General features: G+C 69.9%; 19 protein-coding genes. 9 read left to right on the plus strand and 10 right to left on the minus strand.

Annotated features, from left to right (window positions below):
• Position 1: 1 nt before the first annotated feature.
• The 8 genes from kdpA to GTZ93_RS39005 form a co-directional block, all read right to left on the minus strand.
• Positions 2 to 1,720: a potassium-transporting ATPase subunit KdpA gene (gene kdpA / locus GTZ93_RS38970; RefSeq protein ID WP_139916184.1), complete on the minus strand. Its 1,719-nt coding sequence runs from the start codon at positions 1,718 to 1,720 to the stop codon at positions 2 to 4.
• Positions 1,721 to 1,729: 9 nt separating this feature from the next.
• Complete coding sequence (gene kdpF / locus GTZ93_RS38975) at positions 1,730 to 1,819, minus strand: K(+)-transporting ATPase subunit F (protein WP_120576322.1); 90 nt, start codon at positions 1,817 to 1,819, stop codon at positions 1,730 to 1,732.
• A 161-nt stretch (positions 1,820 to 1,980) separates the two neighbouring features.
• Positions 1,981 to 2,334, minus strand: coding sequence for a hypothetical protein (locus tag GTZ93_RS38980; RefSeq protein ID WP_139916185.1), 354 nt, complete (start codon positions 2,332 to 2,334; stop codon positions 1,981 to 1,983).
• A gap of 139 nt (positions 2,335 to 2,473) precedes the next feature.
• Positions 2,474 to 2,971, minus strand: coding sequence for a hypothetical protein (locus GTZ93_RS38985; protein ID WP_139916186.1), 498 nt, complete (start codon positions 2,969 to 2,971; stop codon positions 2,474 to 2,476).
• Positions 2,972 to 3,115: 144 nt separating this feature from the next.
• On the minus strand, positions 3,116 to 3,604 hold the full coding sequence (locus GTZ93_RS38990; protein WP_139916187.1) for a hypothetical protein: 489 nt from the start codon (positions 3,602 to 3,604) through the stop codon (positions 3,116 to 3,118).
• 9 nt (positions 3,605 to 3,613) lie between these two features.
• Positions 3,614 to 4,537 (minus strand): DUF2381 family protein, encoded by a 924-nt coding sequence (locus GTZ93_RS38995; protein WP_139916188.1) that lies wholly within the window; start codon positions 4,535 to 4,537, stop codon positions 3,614 to 3,616.
• 45 nt (positions 4,538 to 4,582) lie between these two features.
• Entirely contained in the window at positions 4,583 to 5,293 is a 711-nt protein-coding gene (locus tag GTZ93_RS39000; protein WP_139916189.1) for a methyltransferase, read from the minus strand.
• A 78-nt stretch (positions 5,294 to 5,371) separates the two neighbouring features.
• On the minus strand, positions 5,372 to 6,682 hold the full coding sequence (locus GTZ93_RS39005; protein ID WP_139916190.1) for a DUF2185 domain-containing protein: 1,311 nt from the start codon (positions 6,680 to 6,682) through the stop codon (positions 5,372 to 5,374).
• Positions 6,683 to 6,921: 239 nt separating this feature from the next.
• Between GTZ93_RS39005 and GTZ93_RS39010 the strand changes: the two genes are divergently transcribed.
• The 4 genes from GTZ93_RS39010 to GTZ93_RS39025 all read left to right on the plus strand — a co-directional run bounded on the left by GTZ93_RS39010 (position 6,922) and on the right by GTZ93_RS39025 (position 11,371).
• The gene (locus GTZ93_RS39010) at positions 6,922 to 7,449 is read left to right on the plus strand and encodes an RNA polymerase sigma factor (RefSeq protein WP_167548668.1); all 528 of its coding nucleotides are present in this window, start codon (positions 6,922 to 6,924) and stop codon (positions 7,447 to 7,449) included.
• Positions 7,449 to 10,457 (plus strand): CHAT domain-containing protein, encoded by a 3,009-nt coding sequence (locus tag GTZ93_RS39015; RefSeq protein WP_161663315.1) that lies wholly within the window; start codon positions 7,449 to 7,451, stop codon positions 10,455 to 10,457. The genes GTZ93_RS39010 and GTZ93_RS39015 overlap by 1 nt, the downstream gene beginning before the upstream one ends.
• 106 nt (positions 10,458 to 10,563) lie before the next feature.
• Positions 10,564 to 10,755 (plus strand): hypothetical protein, encoded by a 192-nt coding sequence (locus GTZ93_RS39020; RefSeq protein WP_120599277.1) that lies wholly within the window; start codon positions 10,564 to 10,566, stop codon positions 10,753 to 10,755.
• Positions 10,756 to 10,792: 37 nt separating this feature from the next.
• The gene (locus tag GTZ93_RS39025; protein WP_139922096.1) at positions 10,793 to 11,371 is read left to right on the plus strand and encodes a GNAT family N-acetyltransferase; all 579 of its coding nucleotides are present in this window, start codon (positions 10,793 to 10,795) and stop codon (positions 11,369 to 11,371) included.
• On the opposite strand, the gene GTZ93_RS39030 is transcribed toward GTZ93_RS39025, so the two are convergent.
• Complete coding sequence (locus tag GTZ93_RS39030) at positions 11,305 to 11,787, minus strand: response regulator (protein WP_121782262.1); 483 nt, start codon at positions 11,785 to 11,787, stop codon at positions 11,305 to 11,307. The genes GTZ93_RS39025 and GTZ93_RS39030 overlap by 67 nt on opposite strands.
• Before the next feature lie 344 nt (positions 11,788 to 12,131).
• Between GTZ93_RS39030 and GTZ93_RS39035 the strand changes: the two genes are divergently transcribed.
• On the plus strand, positions 12,132 to 13,841 hold the full coding sequence (locus tag GTZ93_RS39035; RefSeq protein WP_139922097.1) for a R3H domain-containing nucleic acid-binding protein: 1,710 nt from the start codon (positions 12,132 to 12,134) through the stop codon (positions 13,839 to 13,841).
• A 303-nt stretch (positions 13,842 to 14,144) separates the two neighbouring features.
• Positions 14,145 to 14,951: a hypothetical protein gene (locus tag GTZ93_RS39040; protein ID WP_139922099.1), complete on the plus strand. Its 807-nt coding sequence runs from the start codon at positions 14,145 to 14,147 to the stop codon at positions 14,949 to 14,951.
• Between the two features lie 3 nt (positions 14,952 to 14,954).
• Here GTZ93_RS39040 and hflX read toward each other — a convergent pair whose 3' ends face one another.
• Complete coding sequence (gene hflX / locus GTZ93_RS39045) at positions 14,955 to 16,424, minus strand: GTPase HflX (protein ID WP_139922101.1); 1,470 nt, start codon at positions 16,422 to 16,424, stop codon at positions 14,955 to 14,957.
• 161 nt (positions 16,425 to 16,585) lie between these two features.
• On the opposite strand from hflX, the gene GTZ93_RS39050 reads away from it, so the two are divergent.
• The 3 genes from GTZ93_RS39050 to GTZ93_RS39060 all read left to right on the plus strand — a co-directional run bounded on the left by GTZ93_RS39050 (position 16,586) and on the right by GTZ93_RS39060 (position 19,166).
• The gene (locus tag GTZ93_RS39050; RefSeq protein WP_120599282.1) at positions 16,586 to 17,452 is read left to right on the plus strand and encodes a TolB family protein; all 867 of its coding nucleotides are present in this window, start codon (positions 16,586 to 16,588) and stop codon (positions 17,450 to 17,452) included.
• Positions 17,452 to 18,096, plus strand: a complete 645-nt coding sequence (locus tag GTZ93_RS39055; RefSeq protein WP_120580842.1) for a M23 family metallopeptidase — start codon at positions 17,452 to 17,454, stop codon at positions 18,094 to 18,096. Before GTZ93_RS39050 ends, GTZ93_RS39055 begins: the two co-directional genes overlap by 1 nt.
• A 155-nt stretch (positions 18,097 to 18,251) precedes the next feature.
• Complete coding sequence (locus GTZ93_RS39060) at positions 18,252 to 19,166, plus strand: CPBP family intramembrane glutamic endopeptidase (protein ID WP_306770491.1); 915 nt, start codon at positions 18,252 to 18,254, stop codon at positions 19,164 to 19,166.
• The last annotated feature ends 8 nt before the right edge of the window (positions 19,167 to 19,174 follow it).

The raw sequence follows: 19,174 nt of genomic DNA on the forward strand, positions 1-19,174 counted from the left end.
GTCAGAACACCTTTCCGGCCGCGCCGAGGAAGTGCTCGACGATGGGGCCCAGGGACAGCGCGGGGAAGAACGTCAGCGCGCCCACGACGACGACAACGCTCACGAGCAGGCCGGTGAAGAGGACGCCGTCCGTGGGGAAGGTGCCGGGCCCGGGGACCACGGCCTTCTTGCCCACGAGCGAGCCCGCCAGCGCCAGCACCGGCACCATCATCAGGAAGCGGCCCGCGAGCATCGACACGCCCAGGCTGATGTTCCAGAACGGCGTGTTGGCGTTGAGGCCGGCGAAGGCGCTGCCGTTGTTCGCCACGCCGCTGGTGAACGCGTAGAGGATTTCGGACAGGCCGTGCGGCCCCGCGTTGTTGAGCGACGACGTGCCCTGCGGGAGCACCGCGCCCACGGCGGACAGGCCCAGGATGACCAGCGGGAAGACGAGCACGTACAGCATCGCGAGCGTCATCTCGCGCGCTTCGATCTTCTTGCCGAGGAACTCCGGCGTCCGGCCCACCATCAGGCCCGCGATGAAGACCGCGAGCACCGCCATCACGAGGATGCCGTAGAGGCCCGCGCCGACACCGCCAAAGATGACCTCGCCCAGCTGCATGTTGACCATGGGCACCAGCCCGCCCAACGGCGTGAAGCTGTCATGCATGGCGTTGACCGCGCCGCATGACGCGTCGGTGGTGACGGTGGCGAACAGCGTGGAGGCCGCGACGCCGAAGCGCGTCTCCTTGCCCTCCAGGTTCCCGGCCTGGACGACGTTCGCGGAGGCGAGCGCGGGATTGGGCTGGGACTCGGCGGCGTAGCTGGCGGTGGCTCCCACGAGGAAGAGGACGGACATGGCCGCGAAGAGGACCCAGCCCTGCTTCGTGTCGCCGGTCATCTTTCCGTAGGTGTACGTGAGGCCCGCGGGCAGCACGAAGATGAGCAGCAATTGGACCAGGTTGGTGAGCGGCGTGGGGTTTTCGAAGGGGTGGGCGCTGTTGGCGTTGAAGAAGCCACCGCCGTTGGTGCCCAGCATCTTGATGGCCTCCTGCGAGGCCACGGGCCCGAAGGCGAGCGTCTGCTTCACGCCCTCCACGGTGGTGTGCTCGGAGTATGGCGCGAGGTTCTGGAGCACGCCCTGTGACACGAAGAACAGGGCCACGAGGAAGCTCAGGGGCAGGAGCACGTAGAGCGTGCCTCGCACCAGGTCCACCCAGAAGTTGCCCAGGGTCTTGCGGCCTTCGGGGCCGGGGCGGCGGGTGAGGCCTCGCGCGAGGGCGAGCGCGACGCCCAGGCCCGTGGCGGCGGAGACGAAGTTCTGCCACGTCAGCCCCAGCATCTGGGTGGCGTAGCTCATCGTGGATTCACCGGCGTACGACTGCCAGTTGGTGTTGGCCACGAAGCTGGCGGCGGTGTTGAAGGAGAGCGCCGGACCCACGGCGGGCAGGCCCTGGGGGTTGAGCGGGAGGACGTGCTGGAGCCGCTGGAGCGCGTAGAGGACGACGAGGCCCACGGCGCTGAAGGCGAGCAGGGCGACGGCGTACTGGACCCACGTCTGCTCCTGGTCGCGCTTCACGCCGCACAGGCGCAGCAGGGCGCGCTCGATGGGACCGAGCACGCGAGGCAGAGGTTGGGTGTCGGCCTCGAAGACACGGAAGAGGTAGAGGCCCACGGGCTTCGTCAGCGCGAGGACGAGCGCGAAGAACAGCAGGGTCTGGAGCCAGCCAATGAGGGTCATGGCGGGCTCCTAGAAGCGCTCGGGCCGGAGCAGGGCGTAGACGAGGTAGACGGAGAGGAGGACCGCGAGCGCGGTCCCTGCGGCGTATTCGAAGCTCATGGCCCCAGGAGCATGAGCATCCGCCGTACCGGAGCGGGCCTCCGTCAGGCCCAGACGTTCTGAGGGGTTGTGGGAGCTGTCCTCCTGGCCGGGTTGCAATGTGCACGAACCGGCTCCGTGCACCCCTGCGAGGTGAAATGGGGGACGGAGCCGCCGTGCGCCTACGGCGAATTGGACACGGACGAATCGCAGTCCGACGTGCACTTGCCCGAGCAGGCGACCTGGCCGGGATATGAGTCCAGGATGGCGCACTGGGTGCCGCCCGTGCAGGACACGAACTCGGTGCAGACCTTTGAATCATCCACGCAGCGCGCCTTGGACACGCCGTCCAGCTTGAGCACGAGGCAGGACAGGCCCTGGGGACACTGGGGCAGGTCCACTCCGCACTCCTGCGCCAGGTCCAGCGACTGCCCCTCCCGCAGCTTCAGCCTCCCCTGCCCTCCCTCGCCGTCCGACCCACAGGCCGCGAGGGCCATCACCGTCAGACAACCGCCCAGCATTTGCATCCAGCGCATCGTGGCTCCTTGGAATCGTGAAGCCTCATGCCCGGAGCAAGCCATGGACCAGGGGGGCATCACAGGGATTCCGCGCGCTTGGCCGGCGGAGACGGCCTCGGAAATCTGATGCCGCCTCGAATCCCTGGCGGCTTGGGACTCAGCGGAACTCGTCCACGATGTACACGCCCGCTCGCGAGGAGTTGAGGATCGCTGTTCCTGGCTTGGACTCGGGTCGCTTGCGCAATTGTCCGAAGCCGAGCCTCGCCACCGCGCAGATGGGCACGCGGTCCTTTCCCTTCAGGAACTGGGCTTCGTAGTACCGGATGACCGGCTGTTCTCCGCCCGTCCAGACGCGCCCGTAGAGGCGCATGGGCGCCTCCAACGTTCCGATGTCCTCGTCCAACACGCTCTCGATGGGCCCGTCGTGAAGCGTGATGTGCTCCGCCCGGCTCTGGTTCGCATCCAGTTGGACCCACACGGCTTCACCCACGTAGAGCTGCAGGTACCGCATCACTTCCAGCGACTTCTCCGGGCACTTCTCCGACATGGGCGCTCCATCCGCATGAAGGCGGACGTCGCCCAGGGTCGTCGCACAACCCGGATGAAGGGCCAGCAGGCCCATCCAGGCCACGAGCATGTATCGACGCGAGGTCATGCGGCTGTTCCTACTTCCCGAGCAAGCTCGGGCTCAACTCGACAACCGCCTGCCACAGCCCATCCTGCCGGTACGGCTCCAGGAACAGGGAGGTCAGGGTCCCGCCTTTTCTGATGCGACCTCGAATCCCTTGCGGCTTGGAACTCAGCGAAACTCGTCCACGATGTACATGCCTGCGCGCGCTGAATCGAGGATGGCTGTTCCTGGCTTGGACTCGGGCCGCTTGCGCAACTGTCCAAAGCCCAGCCTCGCCACCGCACAGATGGGGACCCTGCCCCCACCATTCATGAAGTGGGCTTCGTAATAGCGGATGACCGGCTGATCACCGCCCGTCCACACGCGGCCATACAGCCGAACCGGCGCTTCCAACGTGCCGACATCCTGATCCAGCACGCTTTCAATGGGCCCGTCATACAGCGTGATGGACTTCGCGCGACTCTGGTTCGCGTCGAGCTGTACCCATGCGGACTCTCCCACATAAAGGCGCAGGTACTGCATGACCTCCAGCGCCTTCTCCGAGCACTTCTCCGCCATGGGAGTGCCATCCGAGCGAAGCCGCACGTCACCCGGTGTCGTCGCGCAACCCAGTGACAGGCCCAGCAAGCCCACGAGCACGTATTGGCGGGAAGTCATGCGGCGTTCCTACTTCCCCAACAGGGCCGGATCCAACTGAACAATGGCCTGCAGGAGCCCATCCTGCCGGTACAGCTCCAGCCGCAGGGTGGTCAGCGTCTCGCCATCCAGGAAGGCGCTTCCATCCACGACGAGACCAATCACTCCGGACGTCCCGGGCTCAAAGACCGCCGCCGAAGAACGCACCGCGATCGATCTCTCCCTTGCATCCGCGACGCCCACCAACCGGACGGACTTCATGCTCCACGAGCGCACAGCGTGGAGGTTCTTGACCTTGAACACGACCGCAGCCTTGCCCTTGCCGCGATAGACCGTGCCCTCCAGCTCCGCGTCGTCGTCCGCCCCGGAAAAGTGCTCCACGCCCTTGAAGGGCGTCTGCGCCTCGGACTCCGCCGTCAACAGGGCCGCCAGCGCATGGTCCTCGGAGGACTCCTCCTTGCGGAAACGCTCGTTCTCCGCGCGGAGGGTCTTGTTCTCCTTCTCCGAGTCCACCAGCGCCGAAGCCATGGCTTCGTAGCCATCCCGGTCCTTGTAGACGTTGAGCTGCTGGTCCGCGCTTCCATGCTCGCGCCGTCCCGGAGGACGGAGGAGGAAGGGGACCTCTCGCGCATCCGACAACGTGACGAGCAGGGAGAAGCCTTCCTCCGGTGCCAGGTCGCGCCGGGGCTCCAGCACCACCTTCCGGCCCACGACGCCCACCGGCTCGAACCGCCCCTCTCCGCCCACCAGCCGTGCCCGGAGCGGCGCGAGGTCCTGCTCGAAGCGGAGGACCGTCACGACCTGCCCCTTCACATAGATGCGCTGGGGCGCGGCCTCGGGCTGCTCGGGGAGGACGAGCGTCCGGATGACGGCGTGCTCGTGCTCCTCCGCCACGGCCGCGCCGGCGAGCAGCGTCCCGAGCAACGCCCACGTCCCAGGTAGAGCGATTCGCATACAACCTGGGACATAGCATCGGCCTCTCGGGGGTCCAAGCCGCGCTCAGGGCTCGAAGCGCGCCAGGAAGACCTTGTACTGGAGCGAGACGAAGAGCGGCTTCGGCGCCACCAGTCCCGCCTGCGCGAACATCGCGAACAGCGCGGCGTCGGACTCGATGGGCTGCATCTTCGCCATGGCCTGACGCCGGGCCTCCAGCTTCTCCAGCGGCACTCCGTACGTCCGCAGCCGCCGGAACTCGACGTTCGTCAACTCGGGGTCCTGGCCGATGCGGCAGCCCAACACCAGCGGCGCTCCCGGCTTGAGCCTCCGTGTCACCTCCCGCAGCAACTCGACGCGGGCATCCTCTCCCTCCACGTGGTGCAGCACGCCCATCAACTGCGCGCCGTCGAACGGGGGACCTTGCGGCAACGTCCGCAGCTCGCCTTCGTGCAGGTGCGTGCGCGACAGCAGCCCCTCCGCCTCCAGGCGCTTGCGTGCGACTTCCAGCATCGGGCCGGAGGGCTCCACGCCCGTGAAGCGCCAGCCCGGCACGTTGAAGCGGAGATAGGGCACCAGCTCCGCTCCCGTTCCCAGGCCCACGTGGAGCAGGGACGCCGTCTCCTGTCCGTCCAACCGGGCAGCCAGGGCGCTGACGCCCAGCTCGTATGCCGCCTGGTAGCCAGCGAGGCTCACCGCCGCCTGGGCGTCGTAATGGGCCGCGCGGTCGGCTCCAAAGCCATGGACCGGCGCGTGTGCGGAATGTTCGTGGGTCATGACCGCAAGATGCGTCCGCCCCGCTCGGAATGGCAGAGCGGGGATTCAGACGGAATCAGCGGATCTTTCGATGGCGGCTCACTCCTCCGGAACGAACCCGTTCCCCTCGCGCCGGAACACCGCGCCGACCGGCGCGTCCAGGATGGCGTCCAATTCCTTGTCCCGGCCCAGCAACGAGCGCAGCGGGACGATGACCGCGTTGCCGCTCTCCTCCATGTACTCCTCGGTCTCCAGGCCCGAGGTGAAGAGCCAGCCGCTGTCCTCCTCCGCCGCGGGCTTCGAGCGCTCCGCGAAGCGGATGGGTTCCCCGTTCTCCGTGATGAAGCGCGTGACCAGCGCCTTGCGCTGACGCAGCCGGATGCCTCGCAGCAACTTCTGCCGCTCCTCCGTGCCCAGCTCCACCCGGACGCGCACCGTCCGCCCCTTCGCGTCCAGGTGCCGGCTCACCGTGAAGATGCCGTCCCCCCAGCGGTTCCCACATCCCACCACGCGCGCGCCGTCCAACACCAGCGAGGCCGTGTCCTCCTCGCTCTCACGCAGCCCGGCGTTCAACTTCTCCAGGTTGCAGTGCGGCCGGTAGTCCACCCCCACCGCGAGCCCGTCCTTCTCGAGGCGCTCCTGCAGCGGCGTGGCCTTCTCCCCCACCCGGTCCATGGGCAGGTCCTTCCACCCATACAGTCCATCGCCCAGGTCGCTCGCGCCCAGCTCCTTCGCGAGCTTCGGCGCGTCCCTGCCGTGAAACACATAGTCCGCCAGCCCGTCCTCCGGCTCCCACATGCGGAACCGTCCCATCGGGCCCAACCCGGCGAACAGCAATTGACCGTGGTCCACCATCACCCCGGACACCTGCTCCGACCGGGCCGCCTCCGCCTCCCCGTCCACGACGATGTCGATGGACCGCCAACGCCCGCCGAACTCTCCCGGCGGCATGGGCATTCCAATCACTTTCAACCCACGACTTGAGGGCAGGTTTCCCACGACCACAGCCCACAGGCCGTTGTACTTCACAACCCCCAATCCCTTTCCATGCTCCAACGCGAGCCGCGCCCGCTCCGTGTGCGGAATCCGCGCGGCCAGCACCTCCGCGCGCGCATCGAAGCCCCGCTCCCGGGCGAACCCCTCGAAGTGCGCCGCCGCGTCCGCCGGGTCCTTCCGGTCGAAGAGAAAGCGAGAGTCGAATTCGCGGTCGTAGGCCTGGCCCGCCGCGTCCGCGTCCGGCCCGGTGATGAGCAGGTCGTGCTCCGGCGGCGCCTTCTTCCGGGGCGACACCGGCTCCGCGTCATGCCGCCAGAAGCGCCCCAGGCCCGGGTCCAGGATGAGCAACACCCCCTCTGGCAGGTCGATGTCTCCCAGCTCCACGGGCTTCGGTGTCTTCGCGGGTCGCGCCATGGCTCCGGACCCTACGCCACGCAGTCAAATGCACCCCAGACAAACGGAATGGCTTTCATCCCCCACACCCACACGCGCGGTGCAATCCAGAAAAACCCCTCCGGGACACAAGAGTTGTCAGCCAAATCCCCCCATCCGTAAGGCTTTAACAAGGTTTTAAAGGAATCAAACCTATCACGTTTTCTTTTAAGTACCGGCACTGGGGGCTGCACGTGAGAGAAGAACTCGACACTTCCGACATGGAGTACGCCGATTTCGCGGTCCGTCATCAGCCCATCCTGATGGCGGTCGCCCGGAACATCTGCGGGGGGAATGCCACTGCTTGCGACGACCTGCTCCAAGACGTCCTGCTGCGGGCCTTGCTGAAGTGGGACACCTTGCGCGGCTGGGCGGAGCCGGCGCGCCGCGCGTGGCTGGTGCGGGTGCTGCACAACCGCTTCCTCGACCAGTGCCGCCGCTCGCGCACGGAAGCCACCACCGCCATCAACCTGGGCAACGTGCACAAGCTCTTCGAGGAGCCGGAGTCACGGGACCAGGAGCTGTGGGAGTTCATCACCGAGCCGGAGCTGCTCAAGGCCGTCTCGGCGCTGCCCTTCAACCTGCGCCGCACCTTCGAGCTGCACTCGGAGGGGCTGCGCCACGCGGAGATCGGCCGCCGGCTCGGGGCGCCCGTGGGCACGGTGGGCACGTGGCTCTACCACGCGCGGCTGAAGCTGCGTGACCAGCTTCGCGACATGGCCGAGGCCCGTCGGAAGCTGGGGAGCTGATGAACGTCCACTGCCCCCACCTCCCCGCCTTCGTGGACGGGGAGCTGCCCCTCGAACACCACGAGGACTTCCGCGCGCACCTGGCCTCCTGCGAGGCGTGCGGCGTGCGGCTCCATGACCTGCTGCAGGCGGACATCCTCGGACGGCTGGCGCACACGAAGGCGCCGCCGACTCCCGAGGCCACGGGGATTCCCCCAGCCCCGTGGCCCCTCCCCCCATCCGAGCCCGCCGAGGTCATGGCACCGCCGCCGCATCCGCGCCGCCAGCGCCCCCACTGGAGTCACCTGGGGGCGTTCGCCCTGGCCCTGGCCGCCGTGAGCATCTGGTCGACGCGCGTCACGCGAGAGCCCCCCTCGCCGTGGTCCGCGCCGGAGCCCACCCGGCCCCTGGAGGCCCGGCTGACCTCCGTCCCCCTGGATGGACACCGCCCCTACGTGCCCATGCGCGGAGGGGTTCCCGCGGCGGCGCCGCTACCGCTGCGGGAGCTGGCCCGGATGGAGGACCGGCAGGACTGGCGGGGCATCGCCTCCGCGTACCTGCTTGCGGGCGACGCGCGGCAGGCCCTGAACTACCTGGGCAACGCGGCCGCCTCCCCGGACGTGGACTCCGACCGCGCGGTCGCGCTGGCGCTGGCCCATGCCGGGGCCTCCGAACAGACGGCGCTCGACGAGGCCCTGGCCGTGCTGGAGGACGTGCTCCGCAAGCAGCCAGACCATCCACAGGCCCTGTGGAACCACGCGCTGGTCCTGCGGAACCTGGACCTGCCCCTGCTCGCGGCGGATGCCTTCGACGCCGTGGCGAAGCTGGGCGAGCCCGGCTGGAGCGCGGAGGCGCGGACCCATGCGGGCCTCTTGCGGGAACAGACGCTGGCCCGGGGCCGCGCCTGGAAGCAGGCCTTCGCGGCGACGCAGGACCTGATGGCGGACTCCAACGCGCCGCTGCCTTTGAAGGAGGCCGCGAACCTTCCGGGCATCGTCCGGCTGGCCTTCTACGACGCGGTCCGCGCGGCTCCCTCGAAGGACGCGGCGCTGCGGCTGCTGCCGTTGGCGGACACCCTGGACCGGGCCTATGGCGGCGGCACGGTGCTGCACGCGACCGTCACCCGCGTGGCCGCGCGGGACTTCCAGAAGCGAGAACCGCTCGCCCGGGACTACGCGCGGTCCGTGCGCGGCAGGACGCCCTTCCCTCCGGCCTTCCTGGAGACACTGCGGCGCTCCGGCGAGGACGACCTGTACGTGGGCGCGCTCGGGTACGAGCTCACGGCGGGACGGCCCGTGGACGTGGCGGTGTTCGCTCGCGCCGCGGACGGACTGGGCGACCCGTGGTTCCACCTCATCGCCGAACGCGAGCGCGCCAACCAGGAGGTGCGCGACGGCCAGTGGTGGAAGGCGGAGGCGCGCGTGCGGGAGGCGCTGCGCACGTGCGCGGCGGAGCGGCTGGACTACCGCTGCGCCGACCTGCACGCGTGGCTCACGGACATGTACCTGGGCGAGCTGCACCGCCCCGCCGAGGCCCACGCACACGCGCTGCGCGGCTGGCAGCTGGCGAAGAAGCAGGGAGAATGGCAGCAGGAGCGGCTGTTCCTCCAGGAGCTGGCGCAGGTGGCGCGCTTCCACCACGTCGCCCCCACCGCGAGCGCGTACTTCAGGGAGTCGCTGGCGCGCGTGCCCGACGACCGCACGCAGCTCAACTACGTGCACCGCAACCTGGCCACCCTGGCGTGGATGGACTTCCGCGTGGACGAGGCCCGCCAGCACCTGGAGCAGTCGATGGAGTCCGGCCTGCCGCTGGGGCTGAATGGCGCGGGCGTGCTCGCGGACCTGGCCCGCTTCGGCCCCATGCCCGGCGCGGCGGACGCGCTGTCCCGTGCCCTCTCCGGACTGAGGCAGGGCCAGGCTCGCCCCGGTGAACGCGCGTTGCTGGACTCCATCCAGGGCGAGTTCGAGCTGGAGCGCGACCCCACCGCTGGACGCGCCCTGCTGCGGAGCGTCCTCACGCAGGCGGAGCAGTGGCCCGGCGACGTGTACGCCCGCCGCGCCCAGGCCCGCGCCTCCGCCGCGCTCATCTCCGACGCCGGACGCACGGGCGCGTTCGTGGAGGCGCTCGCCCTCGCGGGCCGCCAGTTCCAGGTGACCGAGGTGCCGGAGCGCTGCGTGCTCGCGGTGTCGGTGCAGCACGAGCGCACGCTCGCGGTGGCGCGTGGCCCTTCGGGCGCGGTGCACGGGGACTTCACCCAAACGCGCACGGCGCCGCTCGGCCAGGACGCCTCCGGGCTGGTACCGCCCGCGTTACAGGAAGCGCTGCGCGGGTGTGAGCAGGTGCAGGTGCTGGCCCCGCCTCCCGTGAATGGCCTGCCCCGGCTGCTCCCGCCGGACATCGCCTGGAGCTACCGGGTAGGCCACGCGACCGTGGGCCCTCTTCCGCCGGTGGACAGCGGCGAGCACCTGGTTGTCTCCAACGTGGACACGCCCGCGGCCCTGGGCCTTCCGCGTCTGCCTCCGATGTCGCATCCCCCTGGGGAAGACGCCCGGCGCGTGATGCTGGAGGGCGCGCGAGCCACGCCATCGCGCGTGCTGGAGGCGATGGCCACCGCCACCGAGGTGGAGATCCACACGCACGGCGTGTTCAGCCCGGAGCTGTCGGACGCCTCGCTCCTCATGCTGGCCCCGGAGCAGGATGGCCGGTACGCGCTCACCGCCAACCAGGTGCGCGCTCACGGGCTCTCCAAGGCACCGTTGGTGTTCCTGGCCGCATGCGGCGCCGCGCGCACCGCGCCCTTCCCGCACGAGTCCTTCAGCCTGCCGGTGGCCTTCCTCGACGCCGGGGCGCGCGCGGTGCTGGCCGCCACGGTGGACATCCCGGACACCGCGGGCCGCTTCTTCAACGACGTGCGCGAGCGCATCCACGCGGGCGCCTTGCCCAGCGTGGCCCTGCGCGACGAGCGGCAAGCCTGGCTCCAGGCCTCCCCCGGTGACCGCTGGGTGCACGACGTGCTCCTGTTCGAATGACGATCCGTAAGGTCATTTAAAAGAACCGGACCCAGCACGTTTTCAAGAAGGAGCCGCACGCAAGCCGGAAGCGCCCATCCCGCGGCGGCCCTTCAGGAGGACGGACATGAAGAACTGTCGGAACAGTGCTGGTCAGGCCCCCGGGAAGGACAAGCCCCAGAACGATCTCCCGGACAAGCCGCCCCCGGGACCCGCTGGCGTGGACGCGTCACCCGTGGCGCCGGGGGAACAGCGCGAAGAGTTCCACAGCGACCTGCCGGACAAGCCTCCGCCGGGGCCGGCAGGATTCGATCGCTGACGCTCGCGGGCGTGGCGCGGGCCTATGCTCCCGCGCCATGCCGTCGCATCCGTATGTCGTGAGGGCCGTGCAGTCTCCAGAAGAGCTGGAGCAGGTGCTGGCCCTGCAGCGCCGCAACCTGACTCCCGCGCTGTCTCCGGAGGAGCAGCACGCCCAAGGCTTCGTCACCGTCCAGCATGACCTGGCCACGCTGGAGCGCATGCACGCGCTCGTGCCCAGCATCATCGCCGTGCAGGGCTCCGACGTGGTGGCGTACGCGCTGGTGATGCCCCGCGAGTGCCGCGCGCTGGTCCCCGTCCTGGACCCGATGTTCGCGCTCCTCGAAGGGCTCGAGCACCGGGGCCGGCCGCTGAAGGACCAGCGCTTCTACGTGATGGGGCAGGTGTGCGTGGACAAGGCCCACCGGGGGATGGGCCTCTTCGACGCGCTCTACCACCAGCACCGCGAGCAGCTTCGCTCGCGCTTCGACTGCGTCGTGACCGAGGTCTCGGTGCGCAACACCCGCTCCCTGCGCGCGCACGCGCGGGTCGGGTTCGAGACCGTTCACACCTACCGCGACGCCATCGACACCTGGGCCGTGGTGCTCTGGGACTGGGGCGCGGACACGTCCCGCTGAAGCACCGGATCCGCGCGCACCGGCGTGGGACGGTTCGCCATCCGCTTGTGGTGCAGGCCGGACAGCTTCAGCGCCAGCTCCGGACCGGTGACACCCTTGGGGATGTAGCCGTCCGCGCCGGACGCGCGCACCAGCTCGCGCAGCCGCGACTCGTCCATGGACGAGTACAGGATGAAGAGCGTGTCCGGACCCGCGAACTGGCGCACCACGCCCAGGATGCGGTCGCCGCTCAGCGCCGGGATGTTCACGTCCAGGAGCACGATGTCCGGCTGCTCGGTCCGCAGCAGGTTGGCCACGCCCAGCGCCGCGCGCGTGGTGACGACTTCGAAGCCGTAGCGGCTGATGGAGCGCTCCACCAGCTCCAGCACGAGTGGGTCATCATCCACCACAAGCGCCTTCAACTTGCCTTCCGCCATCGCGTCTCCGCCTTTCAAGACCTCGGGGGAAAGGTCTGAAGTGCATTACGTCCAGGTATGCTGTGCAATATACGCCATACCTGTATTCATGCACAATGCCCCTAGGCCTGAAGACCTGGGATGCCCGTACTTTGAGTACGAATTCCGGGTCTCAATGTCGCGCGGAGGTGGGGAAAAAGGGCCCTATGCCGCAGGGGTGACCCTGACCTCGACATATCACCGTGAGTGAAAAGCGAGCGAGCGGGCAGGGTGGGAAACCGGACACTCCAGCGCCCGGCCGGCGCCTCGTTTCACCCTTCACGCAAAGCCGTGCGCGGCCAGGCGGGGCGAGGCAGCTTTGGGGGATGGCTTCTGGAACTCCCGCCAACAACGACTTCGCCCTGCTGGTGGCGGTCCTTCCGCCGTCGCTCCAGGAGGCGGTGCGGCAGCTGCCTGAAGCGGAGCTGCTGGAAGTGGTGATGGACCTGGGGCGGCCTCCGGAGGCGCGGCTGGTGCACGGCGTGGCGCGGCTGTCGGAAGCGCCCGTGGATCAGGAGGCGCTCCAGGCGGTGCTCGCCCACGTGGGAGAGGTGGGCGGCGACAACCGCGCGGGCATCGAGCGCACGCTCCACCGCGTGTCGGCCATCCGCAACCGCCAGGGCCGCGTGGTGGGGCTCACGCTGCGCGTGGGGCGCGCCATCCAGGGCACCATCGACATGCTGCGCGACCTGGTGGAGTCCGGGCGCAACCTGTTGCTGCTCGGGCGGCCGGGCGTGGGCAAGACGACGAAGCTGCGCGAGGTGGCGCGCGTGCTCGCGGACGCGCTGGGCAAGCGCGTGATGGTGGTGGACACATCCAACGAGATTGGCGGCGACGGGGACATCCCGCACCCTGGCATCGGCGGTGCCCGGCGCATGCAGGTGAGCCGGCCGGACCGTCAGCACGACGTGATGATCGAGGCGGTGGAGAACCACATGCCCGAGGCCATCGTGGTGGATGAGATTGGCACCGCCGCGGAGGCCGCCGCCGCGCGCACCATCGCGGAGCGCGGCGTGCAGTTGGTGGCCACGGCGCACGGCAACACGCTGGAGAACCTGGTGTTGAACCCCACGCTGTCCGACCTGGTGGGCGGCGTGCAGACCGTCACGCTGAGCGACGACGAGGCGCGGCGCCGGGGCACGCAGAAGACCGTCACGGAGCGCAAGAGCACGCCCACCTTCGACATCGTGGTGGAGATGGTGAACCGCGACGAGGTGCGCGTGCACCGCGACACGGGCGGCGCGGTGGACAGGCTGCTCGCGGGCGTGGAGGTGGGCGGCGAGAAGCGGCGACAGCAGGACGGCGCCGTGCACGTGGAGGCCGCGCCGCAGGTGGTGGAGGCCACGCCTCCGGGAGGACGCGTGCCGAAGGGGACGCCCGCGCTGGGAGCGCCCCGGCCCGGGCCCACGCGCATCGCCGCGCACGCGGTGAGCCGCGAGTTGCTGGAGCGCGTGCTGCGCGACCTGCCGGTGGAGGCCGTGGTGGTGGGCCGTCCGGAGAACGCGGAGGTGGTGCTCACGCTGCGAAGCCGCGCGAATTCGCCTCGGCTGCGCCGCGCGGCCGAGCGCGTGGGAGCGCGGGTGCTGGCCATCAAGCGCAACAGCGCCACGGAGATCCGCCGCGCGCTGCGCACGGAGTTCCACCTGCTGGAGGGCGTGGACCCCGCGGACGTGAACGCCGCGGTCGCGGACGCGGAGGAGGCCATCCAGCGCGTGCTCGCGGAGGGCATCAGCCTGCCGCTCGCGCCGCGCCCTTCGCGCCTGCGGAAGTTGCAGCACACCCTGGTCGTGAAGAACCACCTGGAGGCCGTGAGCGTGGGCAGCGAGCCCCTGCGCCACCTGGTCCTCTATCCGCTGGGCACCGTCCTGACGGAAGCGTCCGACACCGCGCCGGAGGATGTGGACGCGCCGGAGCCGGATGACGACCTGGAGGACGACGACTCCTTGGCCGCGGACGAAGAGACCGGGGATGACGAGGACTCGGACCCGGAAGCCTCGCCCGCGGACGAAGGCATCTCCGAACCCCCTCGGACCTGAGCGCTGCCGCCCCTCCGGCGGCGACCCGCGGAAAGCTGTCCGACTGTCGGACAGGTTTTGGACCGGGGCCGGGCCGGAGGCGGACCGCGCGAACTTGTCCGACTGTCGGACAGGTTTGGACCGGGCGGGCCCGGACAGGGCCGCCCCTGGTTGCGCAGCTCACTGCACACGCTGCATGGGGTCAGGGGAGCCCCTTTCCCTGGAGATTCGCGGGGTTGAGGGGGGCATGACCGTTGCTGAAGGCTCGGGGTACGGTCCTCCGCGATGGCGCGGGGGAGCCGCACCGTCTTTCCGGAGACCTTCATGCGCCGCATTGCCTTCGCCGCCCTCGCCACCCTCGCCACCACCGCCTGTGGGGACAACCTGCCCACTCAGGAGGAGATAGACGACGCGAAGGCCCGCGTGGAGCGGCTGGCGGCCTCCACGCACCAGGTGCGGGGCGCGTTCGAGATGCTGGGCCTGATGCCCGTGTACACGTGCGGCGAGCCCCGGCGCTCCTTCCTGAACCGCGCCGTGGAGGGGCTGAGCGCCTCGGTGACCTGCGCGACCTTCCGGGTGCAGGCCGTGGACGCCGTCACCGACTCCGTCGTCGTGTCCTTCCCGTCCGCCTGTGACGTGCACGGCCTGCGCTTCACCGGACGCGCGGTGCTGGAGTACCGCGGCGGCGAAGACCTGATGGAGATGAAGGCGGACCTGCGCGAACTGGCCGTGGATGGCCAGACGCTCCAGGCCAAGGTGGGCTACGGCACGTGCGCGGACGAAACGCGCCTGTTCGCGGAAGTCGAGGGCCAGGTGCCCGGCCGCCAGGGCCACAGCTTCTCCATCAACAGCACCGTGGGGAAGCGCGACGGGCTGCCCATCATCGGCGGCACGTCGCTGGTGTTCGACGGGCCGGGCGAGCTGACGGGGCCGAACGGGACGGACCGCATCACGCTCACGTCGCTCGAATATGAAGTGGGCAACTACCTGCCCAAGGAGGGCACCGCCCTGGTGGAGACCGCGGACGGGCACCGCCTGAACTTCGCGTTCCAGCCGGTGCTGTGGCGCGTGGGCAAGGTGGAGGTCACCGTGGACGAGAAGGACCCGGTGACCGTGCCCGTCGTGCGCTGACGCCTACTCCTGGAACGACCGGGTGAGCCGGGCGATGGCGCCCGGCAAACCCCTCACGCGCAGCCGGCTGCCCGTCTCGTCGTAGGCCTGGGACACCACGGTGGTGTGCTCGTACACCTCGCCGATGCGGGCCTGCCGTGCGTAGGGAATCACCAGGTCCGCCTCCACCATGGAGGCCTCGAAGAAGGCGATGACCTCCCGGCGCAGCATGGCCACGTCGTCCGGCCGGTGCGCGGACAGGAAGATGGCTTCGGGGTGCTCGGCCCGGAGCGCTTCCTGGACCGCCGCGTCCAGCCGGTCCACCTTGTTGAAGAGCAGCTTGCCCGGCACCACGTCCGCGCCAATCTCCCGGAGCACCGTGCGGGTGACCTCCAGCTGCGCGGCCCACGTGGGGTCGGACGCGTCCACCACGTAGAGCAGCAGCGACGCCTCCAGCGCCTCGTCCAGCGTGGAGCGGAAGGACGCCACCAGGTCGTGCGGCAGCTTCTGGATGAAGCCCACCGTGTCGGAGACGAGGATGCGCGGCCGGGTCTCCGGCTGCATCGCGCGCACCGTCGTGTCGAGCGTGGCGAAGAGCTGATCCGCCACCAGCACCGTGCTGCCCGTGAGCGCGCGCATCAACGACGACTTGCCCGCGTTCGTGTAGCCCACCAGCGCCACGCGCAGCTGGTCCCGGCGCGCGTAGCGGCGGTGGTCCTGGTCCTTCTGGATGGCGGCCAGGCCCTCGCGCAGCTCCGCCAGCCGGTCGCGAATCTTGCGGCGGTCCAGCTCCACCGCCGAGTCACCCGAGCCGCGGCCCTGCTGGCGCTCACTGCCTCCGGAGGATTCACGAAGGCGCGGGGCCAGGTAGTTGAGCCGGGCGATCTCCACCTGCATGCGCGCCTCGTGGCTCTTGGCGTGCCGGTGGAAGATGTCCACGATGACGCCCGCGCGGTCCAGCACCTGCACGCCCGTGGCGCGCTCCAGGTTGCGCAGCTGGCCGGGGGACAGCTCGTGGTCCACGACCACCACGGTGGGCCTGGGGCCCGGTTCGACGGCGGTGGCCTCCGCGTCCGCGTCTGATTCCGCGTCCGTGTCCGGGAAGGCGTCGTCGTCCTCGTCGGGCGGCTCGGCTCCGGATCCGTTCGGGTCCGCGTCGCCGGGAGCCACCGGGGCGTCCGGGTCCTCGGGCTCCGCGTCGGCTTCGGCCTCCCACTTCTCCCGCGCCTTCGACGTCTTGCCCTGCGCGCCGGACGGGATGACGCCCGAGCCGCCAGTGAGCTCGGACAGCTCCTTGAGCTTGCCGGAGCCGAGCACCGTGCCGGTGGCCAGCCGCTGCCGGCGCTGAGACACGGTCGCCACCGCGTCGAAGCCCAGCGTGTGCACCAGCCGCTTCAGCTCCGCCAGGTCCGCGGCATGCGCCTCGTCCGTCACCCCGGGAAGCTGGACACCAACGAGGACGGCGCGTGGGCGCTCGGGAAGGGTTTTCGCCATGCATGGGCTCGTAACACGCCGGGCCCGGCCGTGCCTCTGCATCGCTCATTCAATTTTCCGCTTATTCTTGAATAACCAGTTTAAAAGCAACTCAATCCCAGACATTGAGACAACCTCGTCACCGCGCTCCTGTCGCGGTCTTCCCCATCCCCCGGAGTGAAATGAAGAATCGATTCCTCACACTCACAGTGATGACGCTGGTAGGCGGCTCCGCCTTCGCGGAAGCGCCTCCGAACCCGGCGGACCTGCGCCGCGTGACGAAGGCGCGCGAGAGCCTGGTCCCCGCCGTGGAGAAGGCCTTCGGGCCCAAGGCTCGCTTCGTCCAGCTCTTCGGCCAGGGCCGGGAGATGCTGGCGGGCATCGTCGCGGAGATCCCCGTGGAGCCGCTGGGGACGGATGACCTCCCGCTGCTGGCCATCGTCCGGTACGCCGAGGACACCGGCGCGGTCCGCGTGGTGGCCCCGGAGTTCAAGTACCGCGAGGCGCGCATCGTGGGCCAGGAGGTGGCGCTGCTGGACGGCGAGGGCACCCTGCGGCTGCGCGACGCGAACGGCCGCGAGCGGCTGCTCGCCGAGCAGGTGGGCGGCGACCTGTTCCCCACGGCGAAGGGGGACGCGCTGGTGGCCACGCTGAAGACGGGCGCCCCGGGCCCGCATGAGACGGCGGTGGGCATCATCGACATGAAGGGGCGCGTGAAGGTGCTGGCGGACGGCCCGGGCGTGGACGCGACGCCGAGCATCTCCCCGGACGGCAAGACAGTGGTGTTCGTGTCGGGCCGGACGAGCGTGGCGTCGTTCTTCGTCACGACGGTGGAAGGCGCGGAGCCCCGGCAGCTCACCAACGTGGGCCTGGAGAACTGGATGCTGTTCGGCGGCCCGCCAAAGGAGTTCGTGCCCCCGCCCGTCTCCAGCCACCACATGGAGTGGGTGAGCGAGGACGTGCTCCGCTACAACGCGGGCGGCGGCGTGTTCTGGACGCTCAACGTGCGCACCGGCCACGCGGCCGCGGACGTGGGAGGTGCGAAGTGATGCGCCTTCAGCGGCTCATGGTGGTGGCGGCGTTCGCGCTGCTTTCGCTTCCGGCGGTCTCCTCCGCGCAGACGATGTTCCGCTTCCCCGCGTCGCAGCTCGCGGATCAATGCGGCAACGGCGGCTGCACGGTGAGCGCGTACAAGGACTACGGCGGCCGGGACTACGCCTGCGGTGGCGTGCGCTACAGCGGCCACACGGGCACGGACTACGCGCTGGTGGGCGGGTTCTCGAAGATGGACTACGGCGTCTGGGCGATGAACGCCGCCCGGGGCTACGTCGAGGCGTCGGTGGACGGGTACTACGACCGGTGCAACTACTGGAACCAGTCCAATCCCTATGCCGCGTGCGGCCTCTACACGGCGAACTACATCATCATGCGGCACCCGGACAACACGCAGACCTGGTACTGGCACCTGAAGGCGTACACGCAGCAGTTCGCGCGGGGGACCACGCTCGCCTGCGGCAACTGGATTGCGCGCGTGGGCTCGTCCGGCGCTTCCACGGGACCGCACCTGCACTTCGAGTACTACGTGCCGGGCTACGGCACGGATGACCCCTACGCGGGCTCCTGCGGCACGCCCTACACGCGCTGGACCTCGCAGGGCGCGTACCGGGGGCTTCCCGGCATCACCTGCCAGTAGGCCGCGGGGCCTGTCGGGACGGGAGAGGCCAGGGAAGGCCCTCCCGTCCTGAACCGGGCGTCGCGCGGATGAAAAACCGGGAGCGCCGGGACGAAGTCGTTAGCGTGTCCGGGAACCCGCGGGCCTCTCCCCCGTGGCGCCGGAAGGAATTGCCCGTGGTGCTTCGTGGTGATGTCGCCGTCCTGCTGGAGAACGCCCCTGCGAAGCGCCAGGCGCTGGCGGAGGCCGCGTTCGTGTTCTTCGCGGTGCTGGGGCCCTCCTCGGTGGCCCGGCTGGGCCGAGGGGCCGCCGTGGCGGTGGAGCTGGCGCTGCTGGCGTGGGGGCTGATGCTCCTGCGGCCGTGGGAGTCCTCGCGGCGTGGAGCATGGTGGGGCGTGCTGGGCCTGATGGTGGCGCTGGGCGGCGCGGGCGCGGGCGCGTGGGTGGCGTCGGACGCGGAGATGACGAAGGGCTTCTCGCTGTCCATGGCGCCGCTGGTCATCCGGGCGCTGGGCATGTGCCTGCTGGTGGCGGTGCTGATGTGGCGTGACGGTCAGGGACCCGCGCAGGTGGGGCTGGTGCGCGAGGGCTGGGCGCGCGAGCTGCTGCTGGGCGGGGGGGTGCTGGTGGGCACGTACGTGGTGCACCTGGCGGCGTCGGTGCCACTGGCGGCGGTCGCGGTGGCGTTGAAGCTGGCGGGCGCGGAGCTGGCGGCGCGCAAGGGCGTGGCGGCGGCGCTCTTGGACACGGGACTGAGCATCCCGGCGTTCGCGGCCATCATGGTGGTGGTGACGGGCTTCGAGGAGTTCGTCTTCCGAGGCTTCCTGGTGCCTCGGCTGAAGGTGGTGCTGGGAGGCTGGGTGCCGGCCATCCTGGGGGCCGCGGTGCTCTTCTCCGTGGGGCACTTCTACGAGGGCACGCTGGCCGTCTTCCAGACGTTCGTGATGGGCGCCTGGTTCGGCTTCGTCCTCTGGTACCGGGGGCGGCTGCTGCCGCTCATCGTGGCGCACGCGGCCTTCAACACCATCAGCTTCGCGCTGATGCTGTGGCTGTCGCGCTCGGGCTTCCTGGAGAAGCTGCCGCCCCTCTGATGCGAGGG

This window comes from Corallococcus exiguus (assembly GCF_009909105.1).
GTDB classification, from domain to species: domain Bacteria; phylum Myxococcota; class Myxococcia; order Myxococcales; family Myxococcaceae; genus Corallococcus; species Corallococcus exiguus.